This is a genomic window from Nocardia sp. NPDC004568 (assembly GCF_040609955.1).
Classification (GTDB): domain Bacteria; phylum Actinomycetota; class Actinomycetes; order Mycobacteriales; family Mycobacteriaceae; genus Nocardia.
Window position 1 is genome coordinate 15,911 of sequence record NZ_JBEXLL010000042.1, and the last position, 23,529, is coordinate 39,439.

The window sequence follows — 23,529 nt, forward strand, 5'->3', positions numbered from 1 at the left end:
GGACGGTGTCGGGCCGCTGGTCGCCCTACCGGTGGAACAATCCGGTCATTCCACCGCGAACTGCCCGGCGATGCACCTCGACCAGTGAGGTCCCGCGCCCCCAGGGAAACATATCGCTCAGGGTTTCCAGTGCCTCCCGCATCAGATCGGCATCCAAAACCAATTCCGCCTGACGATACAGTCGTGCGTATTCTCGGCGGTTTCCGACGATCCTGAGATGACCGGCGAGCGTCACCATCATATCGAGGGCCAGGTCTTGAAATATCCGCCGGATACGTTCATCGGCCGGGTGGCCGAGCGCACGCAACTCCCGGACCGGGATCGTGCAGGATTCGGCCACCAGCTCGATAATTTGGGCGGCATTTCGCGCGGTACCGTCCGGGTCGTGTACATACATATTGCGCGTCATCGAGGCCACGGAATCGATGGCGGCGATGTGGAAGACGATATCGAGCGGCGCGCGGGTAGCTTCGCCCGGGTAGGTTGGTAGGTCGGTGATCATCCCGGCGACCAAAGACCGGGCGCGGTTCATCAGCCCTTCCCGAAATACCGTAACCTCGTCACAATGGGATGCCTCTGAGTTACACCAGACGGTCATATGCCACACGCACCGATATACGCTGACGGCGGTGGCACGCCCACTCAGGCATGTGACTGCTTCGATAACCATTCTGGCACGCTCGAGCAAAGCATCGCCGATGTCCAGGAGAACCATCGCAGTCAATTTTTCCAAGGCATCCCGATCGAAAAGATCTGCAACCCCGGTGATTTCCCGCTCGATGAAGCCGAGATCTCCGCGTATGCTTGCGCCCACGAAGTTCGCGTCCGCGATTGCCTGTCCGATGCGGCCGGTATCGGTGGTCAATGCACGGTAGAGGTCGGCAATTTGTGCTACCGCGCCCACGAACTCGTCGGCGATCTCGCGCGCGAGCCTCTGCCGGGCCGCCTCGATGAGGTCTTTCGGAAAAGCGCTCGCCGGATCGCTGTCCTGTACTGCCACCTCGTCGAAAGCTATTATCTGCGCATTCAGCCTTTCTTCTTCATTCTGCCGAATCGATTCCAGGATGAATTGTGCGAACAACCTGAGCAGCGCGCCGGGAAGAATGCGTCGTAGCTCTGCGTCGCCGCTGCGGCCCAGGAATTCATCGATTGCCGACATCCGCGCCGCCACATGCTGCCAGAAGGCATCCATCCGCAATGTTTCGTCCCATAACTCGACAGCGTTCAACCACGCATGCCAGGTATCCCCGGCCGACGATTCCGAGGCTTCGAGTTGCGTCAGGACCGCGAGATTGTGCACTGCGATCGCCGCTGCCGGTCCGGAACCACCGCGGTGTTCTTCCCAGATCCGCCGCGCCGCGGCAATATCGCCTTCGGCAAGATGGTCCAGAGCCTGGTCCTGCGGGATCGCCGGCCAGAACCAGAACAGTTCGTATATCAGCCGGTACTCCGGGACGGCCATCAGACTTACAGCCTGATGAACCGATTCCGATTCCAGCTCGTGCCCGACAGGTAGGACCGGGCCTGTCCTGGTCGAGACCGATTCGTCGTCGGTGGTGGCGAGTTCATGTATCGAGCGTGCATCGAGGCGGAAAGCGTTGTATCGGTAGGGGCCCTTGTCGATGCAGAACGACAATGCGTCGGCAAGTCGGCTGCTCGGCAGGTTCACAGTGCCGCCCACGGCTCCTCCTCGGTGACTGACACCGCTCGACCTGCACCTCGACGCAGACCGGCAGGCGGATCGATACCGACCATTTGTACCGGTATGCCACTGAATGGGAAGGGGCGAAGTGGTCGCGAGCGGAATCGGCGGTGACAAGCCCGGCCTCGCGGCATGCCGACTCGACCGCTTGCGGCGGGACCCGAGCAAACCCAGCAGCTCAGGTCACGGGACGTATCGACATCGAACCCGCCTGCCTGACCACACTCTCTCGACCGCATGGCCCCCGGGCGGCTGGCCCGGCCGGGGATCGAGGTCCTGGGGTCAGCGGCCCTTATTGTGGGGCTCCGGGAACGATAATAGTCTGTCAGGTGGTGACCGCTGGCGACCGAGCCGAAAAAGCCCGGCCGTTGGTTGCTGTCGAACCGGACGAGGTCCTCGGGTTGCCGGGTATCGTAGAGCCAGCCGAAGCCGTCGGCGAACAGTTCCGATTCTCCGACTCCTCTGGGTTGTGAGAAATATGCAGACCGGATCCTGCGGATGGACCCGCGCAATACGAACACCTGGGTGAGTTGATGATGACGCGTCGTCTGCTGACCGAGGCAGCATGCGGCTCTACCCTCCCGAGTGGCTGTTCACGCCGACGGTGACCACCGAAACAATCCTCGGCGGGTATCGGTTGACGCCTGGTACCGCCGTGGTCTATAGCCCGTGCCTGCTGCACTGCTTCCGCAGCACGGTACCCGACCCGATGCGATCCGAATCGCCGGGAAGCCGATCCCGGCTTCGGCGGCTGCCCCTCTTATCTTCCGTTCGGCGCCGGGGCTCGGCACTGCGCGGGCGAACAGTTCGCGGTGGCCGAAGCGACCCTGACGCTCGCCACGATTGCCCGGCAGTGGCAGCTATGGCCGAGTTCGAACCAACCCGGCCGGCCGGCCGTGGCCATGGCATTGCGTCCACACGAACTGCGTCTCCGGGTGGCAGGTCGTCCCGGAGCGCAGGAGGCATATCGGTTGGCCGGCTTCGATTATTTCGGAGGCGCCGCGAACCGGCGGCGGCTGCTGGCCACGAAATCGGAAACGCCCGAGCCGCGATCGCGCGACACGGATGGGGTGCTGGCGGCCATCGGTGCCGGTGTCGTTGCTCGGTCGAGGAGCAGCGCGGCGCCGGGCATCCGCTGCGCCTCCGCGATGACTGGCGATTTGCGTCTTACACGGATGTGCCGCAGCCCCGACGATGAGCGGAGGAATTCACTGGTCGCAGTACGGGTGTCGGAGCGTGTGAAACGTGTGGGTGGCAGCGGATACGGGCCATGAGGAGCGACAGGTGCGCACTGTTCGGCAGGTTGCCGCCGATGTGCGTTCCGACCGTACAGCCCGCCTGCTGCGTGCCGGTAACCGACTCGCTCTTGGGCCTTCCGTCGATGTGGGTCCGGTGGGTAATGCTGTCGGCGCTCTTCGTCGCGATCGGTTCGGGGGCCGCTTCCATCGCTGTGATGGTTTGAAAGCCGGGCTGGAAGAAGTCGTCCTGATGTCCGTTGTCGGCGGTTCGTGCTGTGTTGTCGGGTGGTGTATGAAAAGCGCCGATCTCGGATGCGGCCCGAACCGCAGTACCTATTCGCCGAATGCCTTTGCCGGGGAGCAGAATTGGGTGATCGATATGGTGGTGAACTCGCAAGCGGGGGCCGACCTGCTGTCGTGTTGTCTGCGCAACGAGGTGAACTCGTGAATCGAGGGCGTGATACGACCGGTCATCGCTTGTCGGACTGATTACACAGAATTGCAGTCCCGGTTCGGGCCCGAGGTACGGGAATGAGTGAGCCGCTGAAGGTCGACCCCCACGCCATGCGGACGCGTGGTGCGGCCCTGCAGGCGATCAGCGCGCGGGTCCAGCAAGCTCTGGAACAATTACATGCGGTGATGGAGGCACACGGACGTCCGTGGGGCAGTGACGAGGCTGCCAGAGAATTCGAGCGGCAGTATCTTCCGGATGCCGATAAGTCGGTCGGCTATATCGCCGGCTTGGCCGCAACTCTGCACGGCCTGGGTGCGCAGATGGGCGGAGCTGCCGACAGCTACGGAGAAGCGGATCAGGCGGCGGTATCCCGGATGAACTCGAGCGTCGATACCGGCTCGCCCATTGCTCCCGTACCCCACGCCGCGGCTGTCCCCGCACAGGTGGTTGCCCCGACCGTGCCGAGTATCGCAGCCGGCCACGTCCGACAATTGCCCACTGGGACGAGTACCGATGCCTCGCCAGCGGATTCCGGGACCTCTTCCGCAACCGATGCTCGAACTGCCGACCGTGCCGACCCGCAACAGGCGCAGCCCGGCGGAGACGGACCGGGACGGGAGCCGCGCGGCGGCGACGGTAGCCCGGAGCAGGAGCAGTCCGGTGGCACACCCACGCCGTGGGCCCGACCCGACATGCCGCAGCGGGCCACGGTAGTTCCCGCCGGCGGCGACAACGGTGCCACCCGAAGCGGCGACGGTCCGGGTAACCGGCCGATCCCAGAGCAGGCTCCCGGTGCGGGGACAGCCGGCGCCGGGCGCCCCGCGGTGACAGCACCGACCGCAGATCCGCGACCCGCCGTGGATGCGCCTGCGGATCGTAGGCCGCCCGGAACGTCGGGACCGGACGAACCGGCGCCACGGTCACCTGGGCACAGCCCTCCAGGTAACAAGCCCAAGTCGGTACCGGGTGAAGATCAGCGGCCGGGTAGATCGAGTTCTGACAAGCGAGATCGCGCGTCGGCTCTCGCCTCCAGTGAGGTGTTGATGCGGCTGGCTCGAATGCTGAGCGACCGGTACGGCCTGGAGGTGGTCGGGTTCGAGGCAAGCGGTTTGGACGAGTGTGTCGTCGGCGACTTCGTTGCCGCGATCGACGACCTGCTCACGCGCTACCCGGTCCTGGTGCTGCATCGTGTCGTCATAGCGGAGTTGCCTGGCGACAAGGTGGTACTCGCGCAGCAAGCTGCGCCCGACCACCCCGGTGGCACCGAGAGCGCCCCGGTCGAGCTCATCCTTTCCGCCGCGGCGGCAAAAGACCCTGATGTGGCCGACGCACTCGGGTCGGCGATGACATCGTGGGCGCAGGCTGTGGCGACGACTGCCGCGCGGCCGGTCTACACGGCGACGGTCGGTGAACTCGGTCGAGTGTTGGATTTCGCAGGTGGCGGAGCCGCGCAGACCGGTGCTCAGCGGGCATTGATCGCGGCCTATCTGGATTCGGTAGATGCCGACCAGCGCCGAGCGACCCTGGGCAGGTTGGTGCGTGGGTACAAGCAGTGGCGCAGTCGCCTCGGCGAACGCAGTGTCGATCGTGGGCAGTTCGACCCTGATGCCGCGATTGTCGACGCCTTCACCGACGTCGTGATCAACGGTGGCCGAGCAAGTGACCCGGCGCGAGTGTTGTATCGGCTGCTGGTTACCTCGGCCCCCGACGAGCGCGGAGAGATGGTCTCGCCTTCGGGGCAGCCCAGATGACTTCACCGGGGGATCTGACGGCTGCGCTGGGATTGGTCGGGGAACTTCCGGAGCCGATCCCATCGGTGGTTTTCGGTCAGGACTTTCCGAACGGAGATGCGGGACAGGTGAGCGCGGTCTCGCAGGCGTGGCGCGATTTCGAGGCCGTTTCTGCCGTGGCCGTGTCGGAATTACGTGCGTTGGTATCGGAGATGCGCAGTTCCGGTGAGCGAGGAGAGGGGTTTTCGGCATCGATCGCTGCGGCCGAGGAATTGCAGCGTTCGTTGGACCAGGTACCGCAGTGGTCGCGATCCTTTTCCGATCAGTTGGACTCGGAGGCGTTCAATATCCTGACGAGCCAATTGGAATCGGCATTCTTCGGGGTGATACTGCTGGTGCAGTTCTATTCGGCCTTGATGACGCCCTCGGGGCCGGTGGCCGGTATCAGGGTGCTGGAGCAGGGGCGAACGTCGTTTCTGCAGATGATGCGGGGATTCGCGCAGCGGGCGGCAGCGGAGGGGGCGGCCGCGACAGCACGCCGGGCAGGGTTGGCGGGGGCGCGGTTGGTAGGTGGTACGGCGCGGGCCTCGGTGGGCGGTGCGGGGTTGATGGCCGCGGCGAATGTGGGGAGTCAGATCGCTGCTCGCGAGCTGCTGGATCAGCCTGTGGAGGTCGATTGGTCGTTGGTGCGTGGTGCTGCGGCGATGGGCGCCGGCGCGGGAGCGGGCGGATTCGTGGTGGGCCGGGCAGTGGAGGCAGCCTTTCCGCAGGCAATGGGATCGGTGTGGTCGCGATTGGTGGTCAAGGGAGTGGAGGGGGTGGCGGGAGCGTATGCCGGTGCGGCTGCGGGAGCCATGGCGACAGGTCATTTCCAGACGGAGTGGGGGATGATTGCCAACGCGTTGGCGGGTGGCGCTGTCGGCGTGTGGGCCGGCGGGCAGCGAACGCCTCGCGGGCAGCCGGGTCCGGGTGGTGCCGCGTCGCCACCGAGTTCGACCGGGCGGCTGGTCCAACGAGTCGGGGCTCTCCTGGGGAAGTCGTTTCCTTCGCCTTCTCCGACAGACACTGTGCTGCACGGTCCCCGGACAATGGAGAGCCCGCCCGAACAGGCTCTGCACCGAGGTCGACCTGCCGAGCTGCAGGTTCTGTCACCCACTGGAGACAGGGGCGCGCTCGCGACCGGCGGCGGTGTATCCGCTGCTCCTTCGGTTCCGGCCGAGCACAATGCCGCTCGCGCACACCGGGTGGTGCACGAACCGGGTGAGTCGCCGGGCGGACGACCGCAACCCGGGCACGGGGATTCCACCGGATCGGGCCGAGCCCTCACGGGTACGACCGGCAGCCAGGGGACCGGTGCCGCACCGGCGGTGGCCGGTCGTCACGAAACGCCTCATACCGCTCCGGGCCACGTGCTGACAACCGGTATGGACGGAGACCGCCCTGCACTGGGCGGCGCAGGCGTCGAGGTCAGCGCCCTGCCCCGGCACGCCGGGCCGGGCCCGCACGAGCCTGTACCGGATGTCGCCGAGCCTGTGGCGGGTGCGCATCAAGCCCCGCCGGGTGCTCGTGAATCCGTGGTGGGAGAGACCGGTTTCGAAGCACAGCCGGGCCGGACGCCCGCGTTCGGCGAACATGCCGGGGATCCGGGCCCGCATGATCTGGACCTGCGCAAACGTCTGGAAGCCGAAGCGTTCGAGGATCCCCGGGTGCGCCATGCCCAGCAGCAGGTTGCGCAGGCACGAGACCATCGGGACAACGCAGTGGCCGAACTCGATTCCGTAGTCCGCTCCGGCACGAGCGCACCGGGCGTTGCGGACCAGCCGAGGGTATCGAATCCGGCCGTGGTGCATGCCCGGGACGCCGCTGCGCGGGCAGCGGCACGGTTGGAGGCAGCCTTGGCCGGAGCCGAAGGCCGTCGCCGGGAGATCTATGCCGAACGGTTCGATCCGTCGCATCCGGTCGGTGATGTGGTACGCGCCCGGCGGGACCGTGCAGTCGCCGCGGCCCTGGAAAATGAGCACAGCCGGCTGCGCACCGCGGCCGAGCAGGCGGATGCCGGATACCGCGCCGCGCTGGTGCAAGAGGCCGGACGGTGTGCGCAAGCACTGGAATCAGCCGAAATCGCCCATGATGCCGTGCTGCGGGATGTGGTCGAAGAGCGGTTCGCGGACAAGAAGGCCACCGCGCAAGAACGGATCGACGAGGCCGACCGGCATGCGGCCACGATGGTGTCGCGGACCGGTGAGCAGATGCGACAGGCCCAGGAGGGACTGACCGCGGCGCGCACCGAGTGGGAGAACACCCGCGACGAACACAAGGCAGCCGTCGCGGGCCTCGACGCAAAAGTGGCCGGGCACTTGGACGACTGCATCCGGTCGGCACACGAGGAGGTCGCCGCCAAGCGGGCCACCCTGGCCGAGTTCGAACAGCGGCTCGAGGACTACCGACGCGGGGCGGAACCGGAGCAAAGCCATATCGCCCGGCTGGCGGAGAGCATCGCGAAGGCCGAGGTGACACTGCGGAAGACATTGGCCAGGCGTGAGGGTCTGCTGCGAGCCGCCTCCGGCGATCACACCGCGGAGCTCAGAGCGGCCGAGGCAGAGCGCAACGATTTGTTGCCGCGTTCGAGCAGACCCGGTTTCCGGGCTGAGGTGGCCACCAACCGCCGCTACTGGCAACGGGCTCTGGCCGAGCACGAGGGCCGAGCCCGAGCCCGGGTGGCGAGTTTGCAGCGTGAACTGGATGCACACACTGCGACATACCAGGCGGCGCGCGCGAAGTTCACCGCAGAGGCAGCCGCAGCGGTCGACGAGCGTTTCACCCTTGTAGATGCAGCCGGCAAAGCCGATATGGCGGCATTCAAGCAGGGAGTGCTCGACTACGCCGAGGCCGCGCGACATGCGTCGGACAAGCGTTTGCAGGCCGTGGTCGCCGCTGATGAGCTGGCCAGTCTCTATTACGAGGAAATGGTGTCCTCGGCGGATCCGTCGGATCCGGTAGCGGTTCCGCTGTCCGAGGAAGTGCTACGCCACATGATCATCGAGGGCAGTCGCGCGGAACGGCACCTCGCGATGCGGGTGTGGGCTCACCTCACCACCGGTAAAGATTTGCGGGTGACCCAACGCATGGCGTGGGCGCTCGAGGTGGCCGATGTGAAGACCGGCGAGGGCAAGACACTGCTCACGACGGTGAAAACGATCGACAATGCCCTCGAGCACGGTGTCGCGCACGTATGGACGAGTAGCGATTGCCTGGTGCTGGAAATGGTCGACTCACTGCATTCGGTGCTGCGCTCCGAACACGGCGAGCTGCCGGTGGACACCTATCGGCTGGCCGAGATGACCGCGGACGGGGCGTTTCCCGACGCGAAACCCCGTCGGCACCAAATGTTTGTCGGCACGCCGGAGGAGTACGAATTTCTCATTCTGCGCCGAAGTAACGAGTTCCTGGGCCGGCTCGAGCAGGCCGGCGCGTCGGCAACCGAGATCGCCACGCTGCGCCACACACTGTTTCCCAAGCTCAGAGGGGACCGCCCGCCGCTCGATGAGATCATCGCCGCGCTCGACGAGGCAGCCCAGCAGCACGGTCTGACCGAACAATTCGAGCCGTTGCCCGGTGGTCGCGATGACAAGGTCCACACCGTCGACGAACTGGACACCGTCGTCGATGGTGGCGAGGCCGTATTGTCGCCCGGAGCCAGCGGGCTGGAAGACCCGCTACGCGTCGCCGAACTCCAGAAGTATTGGGATCGCTTCCAAGCGGCCTGCGCACTGCCCGATGGGCTGACCGAGCGGCACTTCGGCAGACCGGAAAAGACCCGCGGGTTCTGGGAGGCCACATTCACCCAGGATGTCATCGACCGGCTCAACCGGGTCACCGACCGCGAGGGGACGCCGCTGGAGCCGGTGACCGCCGCGGACGCCGAAATCTACACCAGTGCCGCGCTCGCCCGCTGGGCCCGCGTACGTAATCGCGACTACATCGTCTCCCTCGGCGACACCCCCGACGGACCGGACAAGCTGTTACTGCTGTCCTCGGACACCAACGACCAAGTGCAAGCCGACCGGACCATGGGCACCCAGACCCAGGTACAGGGGCTGGTCGGCCAGTTCATGAACATCAAGGAAGGCGTACCGGTCCTTGCCGACCTTCCGGACGAATCGTTGTATATCTCGGTGGAGCAGATCGTCGGTAGCCGCGACCTGGGCCGACTGTCCGGGTATTCCGGCACCGCCAAACCCGTCGAAAAAGAGCTCATCCAGCGGTTCGGCGTCGACTGGGTCGTGGAGAATCCCACCTACTACGAATCGCAGCGAAAAGACCTACCCGAACAGGAATACGACACCAGGGCAGACAAACATGTGGCCATGGCACGCGACATCCTCGCCGAGCTGAAACTCGAACCGATCGTCGAGAACGGCAGGATCGTCGGGCTGATCCAGCACGGCCGGCCCCAGCTGATGGAACATTTCGAGCAAGACAACATTCACGGAGCCGATATCCGTATCGATGCATCCGGGAAGCGGACCCCATTACGGAATTGGGAGGACAAACTCGGCTACGACGAGGAGAAGGGCTTGGTCGACTGGGTCGATCAGTTCACCCACGAACACGTGCACGCGATGGCCAAAGCACTCCCCATGCTCGAGGCGCTCGATCGCGCCGGCGTCCCACGCGCGGAAGTCGACGCGTTACGGAAACATATCGCGACCGCGCCGCCGGCCGAGCGGATCGAAGCGATCCTCGACGAGGCAGCGGTAAAGCACAGTGTAGCAGAGCGATTCGTTTCGATCTCCGCCCTGGAGGCCGCCGAGGGGATCAAGCTCGACTACCTGGCCATGGACGCCCGCTGGAACGACGACCTCTGCCGCGAACGAGACTCCGAGGCGATCGCCGGTCTGGTCGTCGATACGCTGGGTGAGCGCAGCAGCCGACTCTTCGCCGAGCGCCTCGCCAGTCAGCCGCTGGATGGCTGGGGCGAACCCGGCAGCCGCACATTCGTCCAGCATTTCGCAAAGCTGTTGGTCGAGCATTGCGGTCACGGTGATGTGCCCGGCCGGCCCGGCACGAAACTGTTCGCCGACAAACTGAACAACCATCTCGTCGAGCATCTGTGGGGTGCGGAGGGCACGCTCGCGTTCGTCAACAAGGAACGCCTGCGCGGCACCGACTGGACACCCACACCCGAGGCCATCGCACTCGGCGGAGCGGTCGGAAGGATGGACGGCGGCGACTCCTACGGTGAACGAGTCGTCGACCAAGGAGCAGGCCGTATCTCCCGCGGCGGCAAAGGCGAGGACCAAAAAACAGGTGGCACCCCCGGCGAACTCGTGAAGTACTCGTGCCCTGAGGATTTCTATACGCAAGGCGAGAACCGCCACATCTACGAACAGACCGTCATGTTCACCGACCCGGCCGGAACACCGCCCGCCGCGCACGCTCGCGACAACACCCCCGATACTCGATCCGAACCGGACAAGGCCCACACAGGTGAAGGGATTCCGCCTGAGGACACAGCCGCCGCCGGGACACGCGCGGCCGAGCGACACCTCCCGTCCGCCGATCACTCGCAGACGCACAGCACCCACACCAAATCTGTCCAGGATCACATTGAGGCCGATACTGTTCCCGCCGGATCGGACACTGCCGAACCACACTCGACAACCAACCGATTCGCACGCCCGGCCGACCGGCCAGGGCTCCCCGCCTCCATCCATGCCGCAGCCGCGGCCTCGGTCGACAACGAGGACGATTACGGCCCGCGAATCCGAATACCGGAACAAGTAGGCGCTACGATCCCCGTGGTGGAAATGCCGAACCAGCACCTACACCAGCCCGCGCCGGAAACCCCAGCCACCGCGGCGACCACGACCGCCCGCACGGTGTCGGCCGAGCCCACGTCGTCGCGTGTGGCAACCCCGGTTGCGACACATCACGGTATCGAGCTCGCACCTGATGCGATCCCGAGGCCCCGGCTCGAGGCGGGTCAGGAACCGGGGAATAAGCACGGTGCTGAGTGGCCCGCGAATCAGCTGGGGACCCGGCCACCGGAACGATCGCCGCCGGCCGATAGGTCGAATGAAGACCCTCGACCGGCCTCGCCGTCACCGTGGTCGGGCCGAATACCGGATCGCGGCAGCGTGGCCGACACTCTTGACAAGCCGGCCGGCACCGTTGACGAGCCGGCCGGAGATCGCGTCCTTGCCGGGAGACTGTCGAATCCCTCGCCGGGATCGACTCCCCGGTTGCACTCTGATCAATCCGAGAACAGTAAATCGGAGCCTCCGCGGAGTGGGCCCACTCGTCCGGGTTCCGTTGTCGATGATAACCACGGAGATGGCGACACGTCCGGAGAAAAGAATACTCCGGTACAGCCTGCTACCCCGGAGGCTGCCGAATCCACGCCCGCGCCTTCCGCCGAAGCCGGAAACCGGGACGGGGACGAGCCGGTGCCGCCGGAGACCGGTGAGTCCGCCGAGGATCTGCCGCCCCTGCTGATCTCTTTCTGCACCAAAGACCGACCGGAATGCGTGGCGGCGCTGCTGGACGATATCGCCGCCGTGGTTCCAGGAAACTTCACGGTCTTAATTATCGACGATTCCGTTGACCCCGAGAATCGGGCCCGAAACAGGCGCGCCATCGACAATGCCCCGTTCGACGTGGTGTACTTCGATGAAGCACGACGCACGGCATTGCTCGCGGGCATGCCGTGGCCTTCCGAAGCCGCCGAAGAGTTCGTCGAGAGGAAGTGCAAGGTTCTGGGCAGGCCGGAGTGGGACCTGGCGGGCGCGCTGACCTTTTTGCAAATCATAGTGAACGCGTGGGGGGCGCCGGGGGACCGGGTGCTGATGCTCAACGACGATATCCGGTTGCGGGATGGGATGTTCCAAGGCAAATTCGTTTCGGTCGATTCGCAAGCGGTGACCGACCTGCTGTCTCGTTCTGTTCCGAGCAAAACGTTCATCGGGATCAGTGGCGATTATGCGGGGAAAAAAGACGTCAATCATGTGGAGGATGCAGCTGCCCTCGCCGGCACCGACATCGAGGGGCAGAGCTATCTCCACAGTGGAATAAACGCCAGCAACGCTTTTCTGCTGACGAACGTCGAACTGCTGGGTGAGATTCCGTTTCCTAATTGGTACGGCGAAGACAACTTTGTCATGGCGATATGGCTGGCTATGGGGAATGCTCTTGATACCACGGATTTCAGCCCGCTGCACACCGGAGACGACCGAAATATTGAATTGGATATCTCGGTGCGGCAACAGTATGGAATTGTCGCCCTACTCGCCGTCCTGGAAGTCGGCTCGCAAGAGCCGGCGGATGTTTTCGATCTCCTCGAAAGTGCCGTGTCGTACTGCAATAAATACGCATGGAAGGTTGCCCAGCGCTGGGCGGAGAACTTTGTGGTCAGGGAGCATGAATTCGGCAATATAAACTTGGACAATGTGTCCGCGTTGCTGGCGGTCGAAGATATCGCCGGTAGGGCGGAGGCCTACCTCCGCGACTATGCCTCGTCGCTGACCGGATGGACGGATCTCGTAAAAAGTCGTGCGGTATCGGACTATGTGCGCAGCTTCCTGGGCGTCGGTAGCGGCCGTATATCGGCGCCATGGGATGCGCCCGCGCCCAACCCGACTGCGTCGCATACGGGTGTATCGAACTCGCCCGCAATAGAGCGTACTGAGGACCCTGCCGTTGACACGAGCGTGTCTGCGGTTGACGGAATGACTCAGCGAACCACTTCCGTGGACGTGATATCGGCTGTCGGAGTATCCGCGCCCACGCAGGTGCGCACCGATTTTACCACAGCGAATAGTCGGATTATCGATTATGCACTGGGAAAGCTTCGCGGCGGCGTTTACGACTCGATCGGCATGCTGTTGGCCTGGGTCGAGGTCTCGGTGCGCGCGGCACTCGCCGCCGACCCGGCGCAGGATGACTCGGATGCCGATTCTCGCGTGGCACGGACGCAGTGGGAAATCATATCTGAATATGTGATGGACAAGATCGTGGACGAGACTGAAAAGGCGGTCGAGAAAGAACTGAGAAATTCAGGAACCTTGGAAGCCATGCTGAACCGAATTATTGACACCCAGGGCATATCCTCCGCGGGAATCACCCACACTGAATATTTCGTCGACGTCGCATCTGCAGTGCTCGAAATCGGAGTCGAAGTGTTCTGCACGGATAAAGAATATAGAAGTCTTCGCGAAAGATACTTAGACTTGTGCCGGTCACCCAACTTGCCTGATGATATCGCACAGCATTGGTACCGGGAAATCCCCCAGGATAGCTGGTCGAAGAGTTACGAAGGCCGTGATTCGAACACATTCCGCGACCCGATGAACCGAATGGATTACCGCGCTGTGCAGTCCTTGGTGAGCCGCAGTATGAGCCTCCTGGGGATCCGCGTCGGATCGCTTCATTTCGCATGGTATCCAGCAGCGCCGAGGGCAAAGCTGAAACAGTGGAGAAAATCGATAGCGGATCTCGAAGTCAAGCGGCTCTGGAACGCTCCGGAAAGGCGAGATCAGAGGACCGAATTCACGCTGGAATTCAGGAAACCCATGCCGGATATGGTTCGTTTGCGGCGGGCGGCAGAGGCGCTGTGGGCGCCTGGATCGGGAACCGATATGCCCGAGCGGTTGGAAATACAGATAGAACGGGGAATGGAGAAGTTTGTCTGGCCGCCTATGCGGGATACGACGGAGCGAAGATTGTGGCTGGCCGGACTTGTGGCCACTCACACCATATGGCGCCGCCGGCTGGATCCGTTCGACTATCGAATGGAATATCTGAGGCGCATGGTGGCGCCCTACGATATAAATCCGTATCAGGTACTCGACGAAGACCCGGCGCTGTGGCGCGATGCGCTCGACGGCGCACGTATGAAGCTGATCCGCCTGTTGGCTGCTGATTCGCGGAATATCGGCCCAGACCGCCCGTACAACGATGACGGCGTGATCCGCCTATCGGTGTCCAGAATCGTCGGATCCGGGCAGGAGTCCGTCGAGTTCTTCGCTGCCGCAAACGAATACCTCGAAGTACTGCAGGTGACCGATCTCATCGGCCAGATTGCCCGTTTACGGCAGCAACAGCGAGCCCTCGTGGACGCGGAGCGATTGGCCGACCTGATCTCAGAGCTGGAATCGGGAGCACGACGCGCGGAAGGTAGCGGATTTTGGCCTCATGCCGCTAAAGTGAAAGAAGTCGAGGCATGGCCGCAACGAATCTATGAGCTGGGTAGCCGCATCGACCAGATCGAGCAGTCGCGGTGGACGGCGACCGCGGACCTGGTCGACCAGGTGCGCGCCCTATCCTCCGGCAACGACAGCGCCGGTGTTTCGTCGGATCCCGCCGCCGGACCGGGGACTTCCACCGAATTCGACTCTGAACTCCGGCAACTGAACGGTGACCTGAACGAACTCGTCGAGAAAGTGGAGGTTCTCGCACGGCGGGTGCTTATTCCGACACCGCAGAGCTCCTCGACGGAATCGGACGACAGCGAAACTCCGTTCGGGCCCAACGTCCAATGGTTCCGGTCCTTCGCGCAGGTGTCGCTCAGTGATCCCGGAACGCACATGAGTGCGACAAGACGACAGGGTTGGCATGCGTACCTTCGACTCCTGGACCAAGTGGACGAAGTATGGCGCGATGCTTCGCGGCGATTGGACGGCGCAGCAGTCGCGCGGGGTACCGGTATTGCCATGTGGTGTGATCATGGTGGGTCATCGGTAGCGATACATCAGTCGAGCGTCATAGACCTGAACAACCTGCGTCTGGATCTGCGTGAGCGCCGTGATCGAAGTAGGAAGACCAACTCGTCCCTGCCGACCGAGGATGAAGGTGCGATCGAGGCGCAGATGAATGCCCTGGAGGGGGTGATTGCTGCGGTGATCGAAGAAGAATACTACAGTAGTCGTATCGACGACCTTTCTCCTTTTGTAAGCAAAATTGAATCGGAAGCGGAGTGGTTCCGATTTCATGAATTTCTGGCAGAAGGTATGTCGGTGACCGATGTATACGGAAGCCCGTACAACCCTTTTCCTGGCGGCGTCGACAACCTGATGCATTTCGGCTCACTCGCCAATTACCTTGAAAGCCGGAGTATCTATAATCAAGACAATCTCTTCAGGATACTTCGCAGACTGAAAATTTCCGTCGGCGATCGACTGCGCTCTCTTCGAACTATGACAATCGATAGTCGGGCACAGTCGGACGCAGGCCGGTATGTAGGATCGTTTCAGCAGACTCGACATCTATGCGAGCTGATCGCAGCGCGTGTCGAGCTACTGCTGTCGTCTCTTCGCGATATTAAGCAAATATTCGATACCGAAGCCAACTCCGCCAGCATTCCCGCGTGGAAAATCCGCCGACTCTCCGAACAGCTTTATCGCCTGCACGCAATGCACGCAAGGATGACAGAAGCTTCCGGGAAAGATTATTCCCGGTTTGCCGAACTCTGCCGTAATCACGGATTTCCGGAACTGGAGTTCGGGCCGGACGAAGACAAGCTGCGAGAAATCATATACCGGATCAATACCGTCTCCTTGCGTATAAGTTCCGCAGTTCATATCGATCCGATCAGATCGCCTGAGGCACTGGACTCCATTGTTTCGTCTCTGTCGGATTCGGGATGGGAGAGAATAATACGTAGCGACATAGGTGGATTGGTAACCCGTACCTTGTCTCGCGATGAGGAGGCGCAGGTAAGGTCACTCATTGCCGAGCTCAAAGGGCTTCTGGAACTGGAAACCCTGCATGGCTCTCTGGAATCAATGAATTCATTGGACGAAGAAGTCTCCCATATTCTGGAGAACGCGATCCGGATAGTTTACGGTGGTCTGGACCTGACCAGACGGGACGCCGAGTCGGCCCAGATTCGTCCCGCAAACATAGCGGAATCAGTGTGGACACTGTACAGGTGGGCGCGGGATGAGTGCTACTACACGGAAGAATCATTCGATCAGGAGATCGCAACGGCCCGCGCGTACCCGCCAGGATCAGCACTACCACCTGTGTCGATATGGGAGGTTCAACCGAGCTCGGAAGGACAGCGCCTGCTAACCAGTGCCCTGCGGTCCGAACGGCGGATACTTGCCAATGAGCAGGAAATATCACCCGTTGAGGTGACAGCTGACATGGTACGCAGGCTGCATGCGAGCCTCGGCCCCGACGAGCGAACACGCCCCACTCGTACCGGATACTACCTTGCACTGCATTCAGCGGAATCCAAAGCTTTCCGCTTCCACCGCTACAGCAGGTGGGTCTGGACTATTCGGGCGCTGGACGCTGCGATCGACCAGGCAAAGGACGGCACCGAAATCGGAGAATCGAGATCGAGTGAACTGCGTCGACGGGCGGCGCCGGCCGATCGACTCGCCCGAAAATGGGACCAGGCCATATCCGAGCGGACGAAAATCCGTACCCGATTTATGGGCTGGAACATAGATCCGGATCTGTACACCGACTGGTTGCGGGAACGCGTGGTCGGACTTGCCTGCGATGTAATGAATATCAACCACGTATGGGCAGATCCCATGCAAATCGATAATGAGGTGATCGATCAGGCTCGGCAGATCGTGACGTTCATGGACATCTTTCGGGAGATCGAAAATTCTGAGTCTACGAGCTCGCGGCTGAACCAACTATTCGAAGAAACGGCGGCCGGGCTGCTCTCGTGGATGGAAGAGAAAGATATGGATCCGGGTCCGTTCCGTGATTTTCGGTCGGTACCCATTGGTGACCTGCGTGCTCACGTGATATCGACTCGCGGGGGGGTTCGCATTCGAGATCGTGACCGTTTCACCTACGCTCTATATATAATCGATCTGATCGGCGTTGCGAGGTCGGGTCGGTCTCCGGTCATCGCGCTGGGTCATTGGATGGAGGATGCGGGGGAGGTGTTGGTCCGCCGGGTGATAGCGAAGAATGTCGATCCGCGTGATCTCCATCTCGGCCATCTCGTGATCGATCGCTCCGATTCGTTTGGGATCCGACCGGCCGACGAAGCCTTCCGCGAACCGAGGTTCTTCGAACTCGCGAAGGAATTCCGCAAGTACGATCGGCTGGTCGATGAACTGGAGAATGAACTGGACACCGTCCTGACCGAGGCAGCCGGCCGGATTCTGGAAGAGGTACACGCCGCTGGTGACGAGCCGGAAACCGTCGACGCTTCGCCGGACGGCCCGGCGGGGCAGGATCCCGAAGGGCCGTCGGACGACCTGGACTTCCAGCCGCGATCGGATGGAGCTGACCTGCGACCGAACGCACCCGAACAAAGCGCTGGGAGCCCCCCGTCGCCGAGGACGCCGTTTCCGACCACACCCAGCGCCTCCCCGGATCCGACAGCAGCGGTGATCACCTGGGCTGTGCCCGAGGATGTCGCACGCTTGAGCGGGACGGGCAGCCCCGCTTGGCTGCTCGAGGATCTTCTCCAGCGGCAGCAAAGTGGGAAGGGCGTCTTGTTCGTTTCCCGGATCGGTGAGCAGCCGGTGGGCCACGGATACCTCTGGCTGGAAGAGGCGGAGGAAGATGAGATCCGGGAACATATTCCCGGCGTTCCGCTCATCACCCATCTGGCTGTGGACCCGGCTTTCCGGGGAATTGGGCTCGGGGCACAGCTGGTGATGATGATGGAGAATCACGCCCGGACCCTGGCGAACCGTCGCATCGCGCTGGCCGTCTTTCCGAGCAATTCCGGCGCCGCCCGTCTCTACCGCCGACTCGGCTATCAAGACTGGGGGAATGGGCCGGTGCAGTGCTACGAAAAGGAAACGCTGCCCGACGGTACACTGCGTCGCGTCCCCGATCCGGAGAAGGCCAACGTCATGATCAAAGACCTCTAGCTGATTTCCGGGTTATGTTGTTGTCTGGCGCTGTTTGCGCTGGTCGATGATTGTTTGGGAAGGCTGGGTGTATTATCCAGTCCCGCTGGCGGCGCAATGGGCGTTGCCGGTGTTACGGCCGTTTTTCGTTACCCAGGTGCCCGTGTACCCCGGGCTCCCTCTCGCCTATCGACAGATGCTGGCGCCGAGAGCTGGGGACCGCGCATGCCCGCCGGGGTCGTGCCACCTCCGGGCGCTGGTCGCGCCCCCATGGGACACTGGCTGGCTGGGGGTAATCACTGCTGGCGACCGAGCACCCCGCCCGAATTTCGGGAGCAGTTGGCCCTTGCCCGCAACGGTAGGCAATTCGGGACATCAGCAGCGACACCCGGACGTTCACACCCGAGGAGGTATGGGTGGCGGGCCTGTAGCGCAAACTGCAGCCGGCCGGGTCACAGAGAACAACTGGCGATGACATGGTCGATCCTCTGTGATGTGATGTTGCGATCCCTGCGTCGGTGGGTGCGAGCTTCGCCGACAGCGAGACGGACGCATTCCGATCGACGGGGGACGGGCTGCGCTCGGAGGTAGCAGAGGCGGAGGCGTTGGCCCGACGTGTGACAGCTGAGAGGAGAAACAGGCATATGTCCGAGCCACAGGTCACACCGGCCGCGCAGGAAAGGTACGTCGAGCTGCTCCAGCAGATCGGTGGGGCGCTGATCGGGGTGGCACCGGTGGGATGGCGCCGGATCGACCTGATCGCGAGAATCGTGGCAGAAATACAGGACGTCGGGCTCACCGTGATCATGTCGGACTGGACCGACGCGGTGATCCCTCCGCCGCCCCGGCTGGCCGAGGTGTTCGCGGAATTGCGCAGTGTGATGTATGTGCCCGAGCGCGGTGCCTGGCTCTCGGCGCGGTACACGATCGATCCCCCCGGCGCGTTCCAGGTCTTCTACAACTACGAGCACGACCCACTATGGGACCCTCCGATCTCTCCGGCTGCGTTCCAGCGCGATCTCGAGACATATCCCCGGCCGGTGGACACGGTTCCTGCCTGGCTTCGACCCACCCCCGGCCCGGTAGAGACGCGCGCAGACCGTACGGATTTGCTGGGCATCGAAGGTCAGCGCTACCTGACCCGCAAAATCGCCGATCTGCTGGTGATGCGCGCCCCGGCCGATCGTCAGCAGATCCGGGTGATGTATCGCGCAGCCGGTGACCACGTAGAAGTAACCGGTCACATCCTGGGGATCGACGGGCGGCTCCGCGAATGGGAGGCGCCGAGCGAGGTCGCCGAATTCTACCGGCAACTGCGTACGGGAATGTACAAGACCGGCGTCGGCACCTGGACCGAGGCCGCCACGATAGTGGAGTACCCGATCAGGACCTCGTTCGAGTACCGCAGCGAAGCCGGTTGGCACCGCACACCACCCCGTTGGGCCGTTCTCGACGAGCTGGAGCTTTTTCCCCGTACTGCCGAGCACGTACCGGCCTGGATGAAGACGGTACTACCGAACGCGGAGCGAGTGGCCGAGGTGGCCGGCCGGTTCCGGCGCGCGCGGATTTTCGACCACCGGGACTCCGCTGCCCGGCCTGTCGTCAACCGGCCACCGGTCGCCGAAGCCGACGTGCAACGCGTACTGCACTACCTCGATACCGCATATGCGGTGATAGCGGGTCGCGGATTCGATCCCGACCTCTTCGACCCGGCGGGCCCGGCGGACGTACCGACCGGATACCACACCGACGGGACGTGGATCTGGACCGCATCGGTACCGCACTATCTGGCCAAACACGGCATACCACCCGAACCTGACCTGGTCGCCCATATCCGCGCCAACCAGTTCACCCCGCCCCAGCCGAACGAGGAGACCAAGGCCGCCGTCTACCTCGCACTCACTGGCGAGAACCCCACCGCACAACCACAACGGCCGGCTCTGGCTCCGATCCCGGACGAGTCCGACGGGCTGTCCCCGCGCGAGCGCCGCACTCTCGATTTCATCCGGCGGCAGGTGAGCGAGGCGGGCGCGATTGCCCAGGCCTACCGGATCCTCGATTCGGCCGAAGGCGCGCTCTGTCTCGAACGCGTAGGCGACGAATGGCAGGTCGCCGATTACGAGCGCGGTAAGCCCCGCGATCCGCAGCGGTTCGCCCGGCTCTGGGATGCCGGCGCCTACCTCCTCGGCAGCTTGACCCTCATCCCGTCCCGCTTGCGAGTCAGTGGTGTCGACCGGAACACCGCACCGGCGCTGAACGACTGGCCCATCCAGCCGTTGCCGACTGAGCCACCGCTCACGCTGCTCACCCAAAAGCGCATGGCGGTACTGATGCCGGGTCGGATAGTTGTCCGGTACGGTCCACCGGCGGGCAACCTCACCTTTTCCGACGGAACCGATTTCAGCACTATGTCTTTGCGGCCGGAGCGGGAACAACAGGGGCCACACCGCTATCGCATCGTGCGGGAACTGCGCACGCTCTCCGGCCACACCGTGCCGTGGCACAACCAGCCCGGCGGCGGCACAGCGTATCTGCTACCCAAATCCATCACAGAACATCTGGCTGATGGAAGTATCACCGATTCGACCGACGAACCGACCGATGCCTGATCCTTCGACTGCGCCGCTGAACGAACTGCCCGGTCCCGGTGGAGCATCCGATCACTGCTGTGGCCACGACCCCTCCGGGTCGCCACGTGCATACCGGGCACATCATATTACGCATCGAACACCCCACCGACCTGGTCAGGCTCCAGTGGGCGGCGGCGAAGAACCGGTGTGCACGGCTGTGATGCCACACCGGGCCTAGCTCGGAACGCGAATCCGCACCTGTCGGGCAGGTCGACCACCTGCACCACGCGCACCGGCTCATGCACCGTCGCAGGACCCAACCTGCGGTGATCCGGTATTCAGCTCCCTCGGCCACCCGGTCGGTGGCGTCTGCGCACGGCATCACCCGGCAACCGCTGCGGCGTTTGATACCCCACCGGGAGTCAAGAAATTTCTTGCGCCGACCGATGAGTTTCCCGTCGAGTTCACGTCATTGACAAGGAGCCACGAAGATCTGCTCAAGAGTACGAGTGCCACTGTCGCTGATTTGTCGGTGTGCCATGCCTCGTCGACCTGAAGGATGTGATATGTCGGACAGTGAACCGGATGTTGTGCTGGGGCCGTTCTCCTCTCCGGACGCGCAGGCGACGCCGTGGGCGTCGGCGTCGGCAGTCCTCGGTGCGGCGGAGGTGTTCTGGCTTTCCACCGTGCGCCCGGACGGGCGACCGCACGTGACGCCGTTGTTGGCGGCGTGGAGTCTGGGTGGGTTGTGCTTCACCACCGGTGGTCAGGAGCGCAAGGCGGTCAATCTCGAGCACAACCCGCAGTGTGTGCTCACGACCGGCACGAACGCTCTGACCGGTGTGGACGTGGTTATCGAGGGTGTTGCCGCCGTCGTGGGTGAGCGCTCCGAGCGTGCACGGGCCGTCGCGGACTTCGAGCGGAAGTACGGCACGCACCTGACCGATCCCGAGGGCAGCTGGTATCGGTTGGGTGAGGCGGTGATCGCCAGCGACGTCAGGCTGTATCGAGTGGCCCCGACTGTGGGATTCGCGTTCGGCAAATTACCGACGTCGAGCCAGACCCGCTACACATGGCCGAGCCGGTGACGACCATGCCCGCATTGCAGCACCGGATTCACAGTGCCATCGACGAATTCGTCGCCAGCGGTGCCGAAACAGGCTTGCAGGTCGCCGTGTACCGGCACGGCGCTCTTGTCGTCGACGCGGTCTCGGGCGTTGCCGACAGCGCGACCGGTCGCCGGGTGACACCGGAGACCCCGTTCTTCAGCTTCTCTTCCGGCAAGGCCATGGCATCGTTCATCGCGCACCTGCTCGTCCGGAAAGGTGCCGTCGGATACGACACGCCGGTGGTCGATCTGTGGCCGGAATTCGGTGCCCACGGCAAGGAGTCCGTGACTCTCCGCCATGTGCTCACACACTCTGCCGGCGTGCCGGCGATGCCTCGTGACATCGGACCCGCCGAACTGCCCGACTGGTCGCGGGTCTGCGCCGCGATCGCCGACGCCGAGCCGCGATGGCGTCCCGGAACCGAGACGGGGTACCACTCGTTCACCTTCGGGTTCCTCGTCGGCGAGATCGCACGCCGAGCCACCGGAAAACCGATGCGGCAACTCCTCCGCGAGTGGATCGCCACGCCTCTGGGCCTCGACGATGACCTGTACTTCGGTGTGCCCCGGACCGGCCTGGCCCGACTGGCCCGCCTCGAGGACGCCGCACCGCCACCGGTCCTCCCGGCAGCAGGCGATAACATTCTCGCACCCTGGGAAAGGCAACCAACCGCGGCCATGGGCAATAGTCACGAGATCCTGCAAGCCGATATCCCGTCGGTCGGCACCTTCACCGCGCGGGGAATGGCCGCCGCGAATGCCGCGCTCCTCGGCGGCCGTCTCATCGACTCGCACCAGCTCGCCGAGGTCACGGCCGTGGCCTTCGAGGGCACCGACCAGGTTCTCGGTAATTCCGCTCGGTTGGCCCTGGGTTATCCGCTCGGCCGCCTCGGTGCTCGGCCCGACGAGGCACCGACCGCATTCGGCTGGGTCGGTGGCGGCGGCAGCTATGTCTATGCCGACCCGGCCACCGGCATCTCCTTCGCCATGACCAAAACTCGCCTCACGCCCCACTTCGACAGCGCCCAACGGCTCGCGGACCTGACCACAGCCGAGATCAACCAAGAGTGATTCCGACCGGATGGTCTATTCACGACGCAGGCCACCGGGCAGCACGTGGCGACCACGTCCATGTATGAGCCGGAATATCGTCGGGCCGTGATGGGCCGATCCCGCCCCGCGGGGCATGTGTCTGTTCACGATGATTGTTGCCAGCCGCTTCGGGATCGCGGGATTCCGGCTTCGTATCGGGATCGCATCCTCGCGCAATACGACCGCGATCGGATCGGCGCCGGGCGGGAACTAGCGCGGCGTATGCCCGGTGAGCATGTAATAGAGCGTCGCTGCGAGCGCCCAGACGTCGACCTCCGGTTTCGCGAACCTGTAGTCCGTCAACTGGGGGCGGGCCATGAATGCCATCGTTCCGGCACTCGATCCGGTCATCGTGTGGCCCGACAACCCCGGCCCGGTCGAATGCCATGGCGAGTCCGAAATCGGCGAGGTTGGCCACCGGCGCCGAGGCGCGACCGGTCAGCAGGATGTTCGCGAGCTTGATATCGCAATGCACCACTCCGATTGCGGCCGGCCCGGTAATCGACGGTGGCCGAATCGACCGGCACGTGATGGGCGTAGTCCAGCCCGTCGAATGCCTGTACCGCGATACGCACCGCGTCCTCGACGGCGAGCGGGCCGTTGCGCTGGACCAACGGGAATCCAGAGTGACCGATGTCTGCGGGAACTGCATCACGGTGTCGGCCTGCGGGCCGCCGCTCTCAGCGGGGACGGGCGTCGGGTGGCGACCGTCGGAGTGGTGCAGCCCGTACTCCGGATATGGGATGTCGGAACGGGACGTTGTCTCACCACGGCATCGCCGCAGTACGGGAAGGGACGCGAGCTG

8 protein-coding genes are annotated in these 23,529 nt (G+C 63.7%); 7 read left to right on the forward strand and 1 reads right to left on the reverse strand.

Annotated features, from left to right (window positions below; translation table 11 throughout):
* Nucleotides 1-25 precede the first annotated feature (25 nt).
* The gene (locus ABZV91_RS19375; RefSeq protein ID WP_355243320.1) at nucleotides 26-1,681 is read right to left on the reverse strand and encodes a hypothetical protein; all 1,656 of its coding nucleotides are present in this window, start codon (nucleotides 1,679-1,681) and stop codon (nucleotides 26-28) included.
* 683 nt (nucleotides 1,682-2,364) lie between these two features.
* Here ABZV91_RS19375 and ABZV91_RS19380 point away from each other — a divergent pair.
* The 7 genes from ABZV91_RS19380 (at nucleotide 2,365) to ABZV91_RS19410 (ending at nucleotide 22,703) form a co-directional block, all read left to right on the forward strand.
* Nucleotides 2,365-2,976, forward strand: a complete 612-nt coding sequence (locus tag ABZV91_RS19380; protein WP_355243373.1) for a cytochrome P450 — start codon at nucleotides 2,365-2,367, stop codon at nucleotides 2,974-2,976.
* Nucleotides 2,977-2,986: 10 nt separating this feature from the next.
* Nucleotides 2,987-3,388 carry a hypothetical protein gene (locus tag ABZV91_RS19385; protein ID WP_355243323.1) on the forward strand — a complete coding sequence of 134 codons (402 nt, stop codon included), beginning with the start codon at nucleotides 2,987-2,989 and terminating at the stop codon, nucleotides 3,386-3,388.
* A 1,091-nt stretch (nucleotides 3,389-4,479) separates the two neighbouring features.
* A complete protein-coding gene (locus ABZV91_RS19390; RefSeq protein WP_355243326.1) occupies nucleotides 4,480-5,145 on the forward strand; it encodes a hypothetical protein in 666 nt (221 codons plus the stop codon).
* Complete coding sequence (locus ABZV91_RS19395) at nucleotides 5,142-17,975, forward strand: GNAT family N-acetyltransferase (protein ID WP_355243329.1); 12,834 nt, start codon at nucleotides 5,142-5,144, stop codon at nucleotides 17,973-17,975. Before ABZV91_RS19390 ends, ABZV91_RS19395 begins: the two co-directional genes overlap by 4 nt.
* 623 nt (nucleotides 17,976-18,598) lie before the next feature.
* Nucleotides 18,599-20,563: a TNT domain-containing protein gene (locus tag ABZV91_RS19400; protein WP_355243332.1), complete on the forward strand. Its 1,965-nt coding sequence runs from the start codon at nucleotides 18,599-18,601 to the stop codon at nucleotides 20,561-20,563.
* Between the two features lie 527 nt (nucleotides 20,564-21,090).
* On the forward strand, nucleotides 21,091-21,612 hold the full coding sequence (locus ABZV91_RS19405) for a pyridoxamine 5'-phosphate oxidase family protein (RefSeq protein WP_355243335.1): 522 nt from the start codon (nucleotides 21,091-21,093) through the stop codon (nucleotides 21,610-21,612).
* A gap of 5 nt (nucleotides 21,613-21,617) precedes the next feature.
* The gene (locus ABZV91_RS19410; protein ID WP_355243338.1) at nucleotides 21,618-22,703 is read left to right on the forward strand and encodes a serine hydrolase domain-containing protein; all 1,086 of its coding nucleotides are present in this window, start codon (nucleotides 21,618-21,620) and stop codon (nucleotides 22,701-22,703) included.
* The last annotated feature ends 826 nt before the right edge of the window (nucleotides 22,704-23,529 follow it).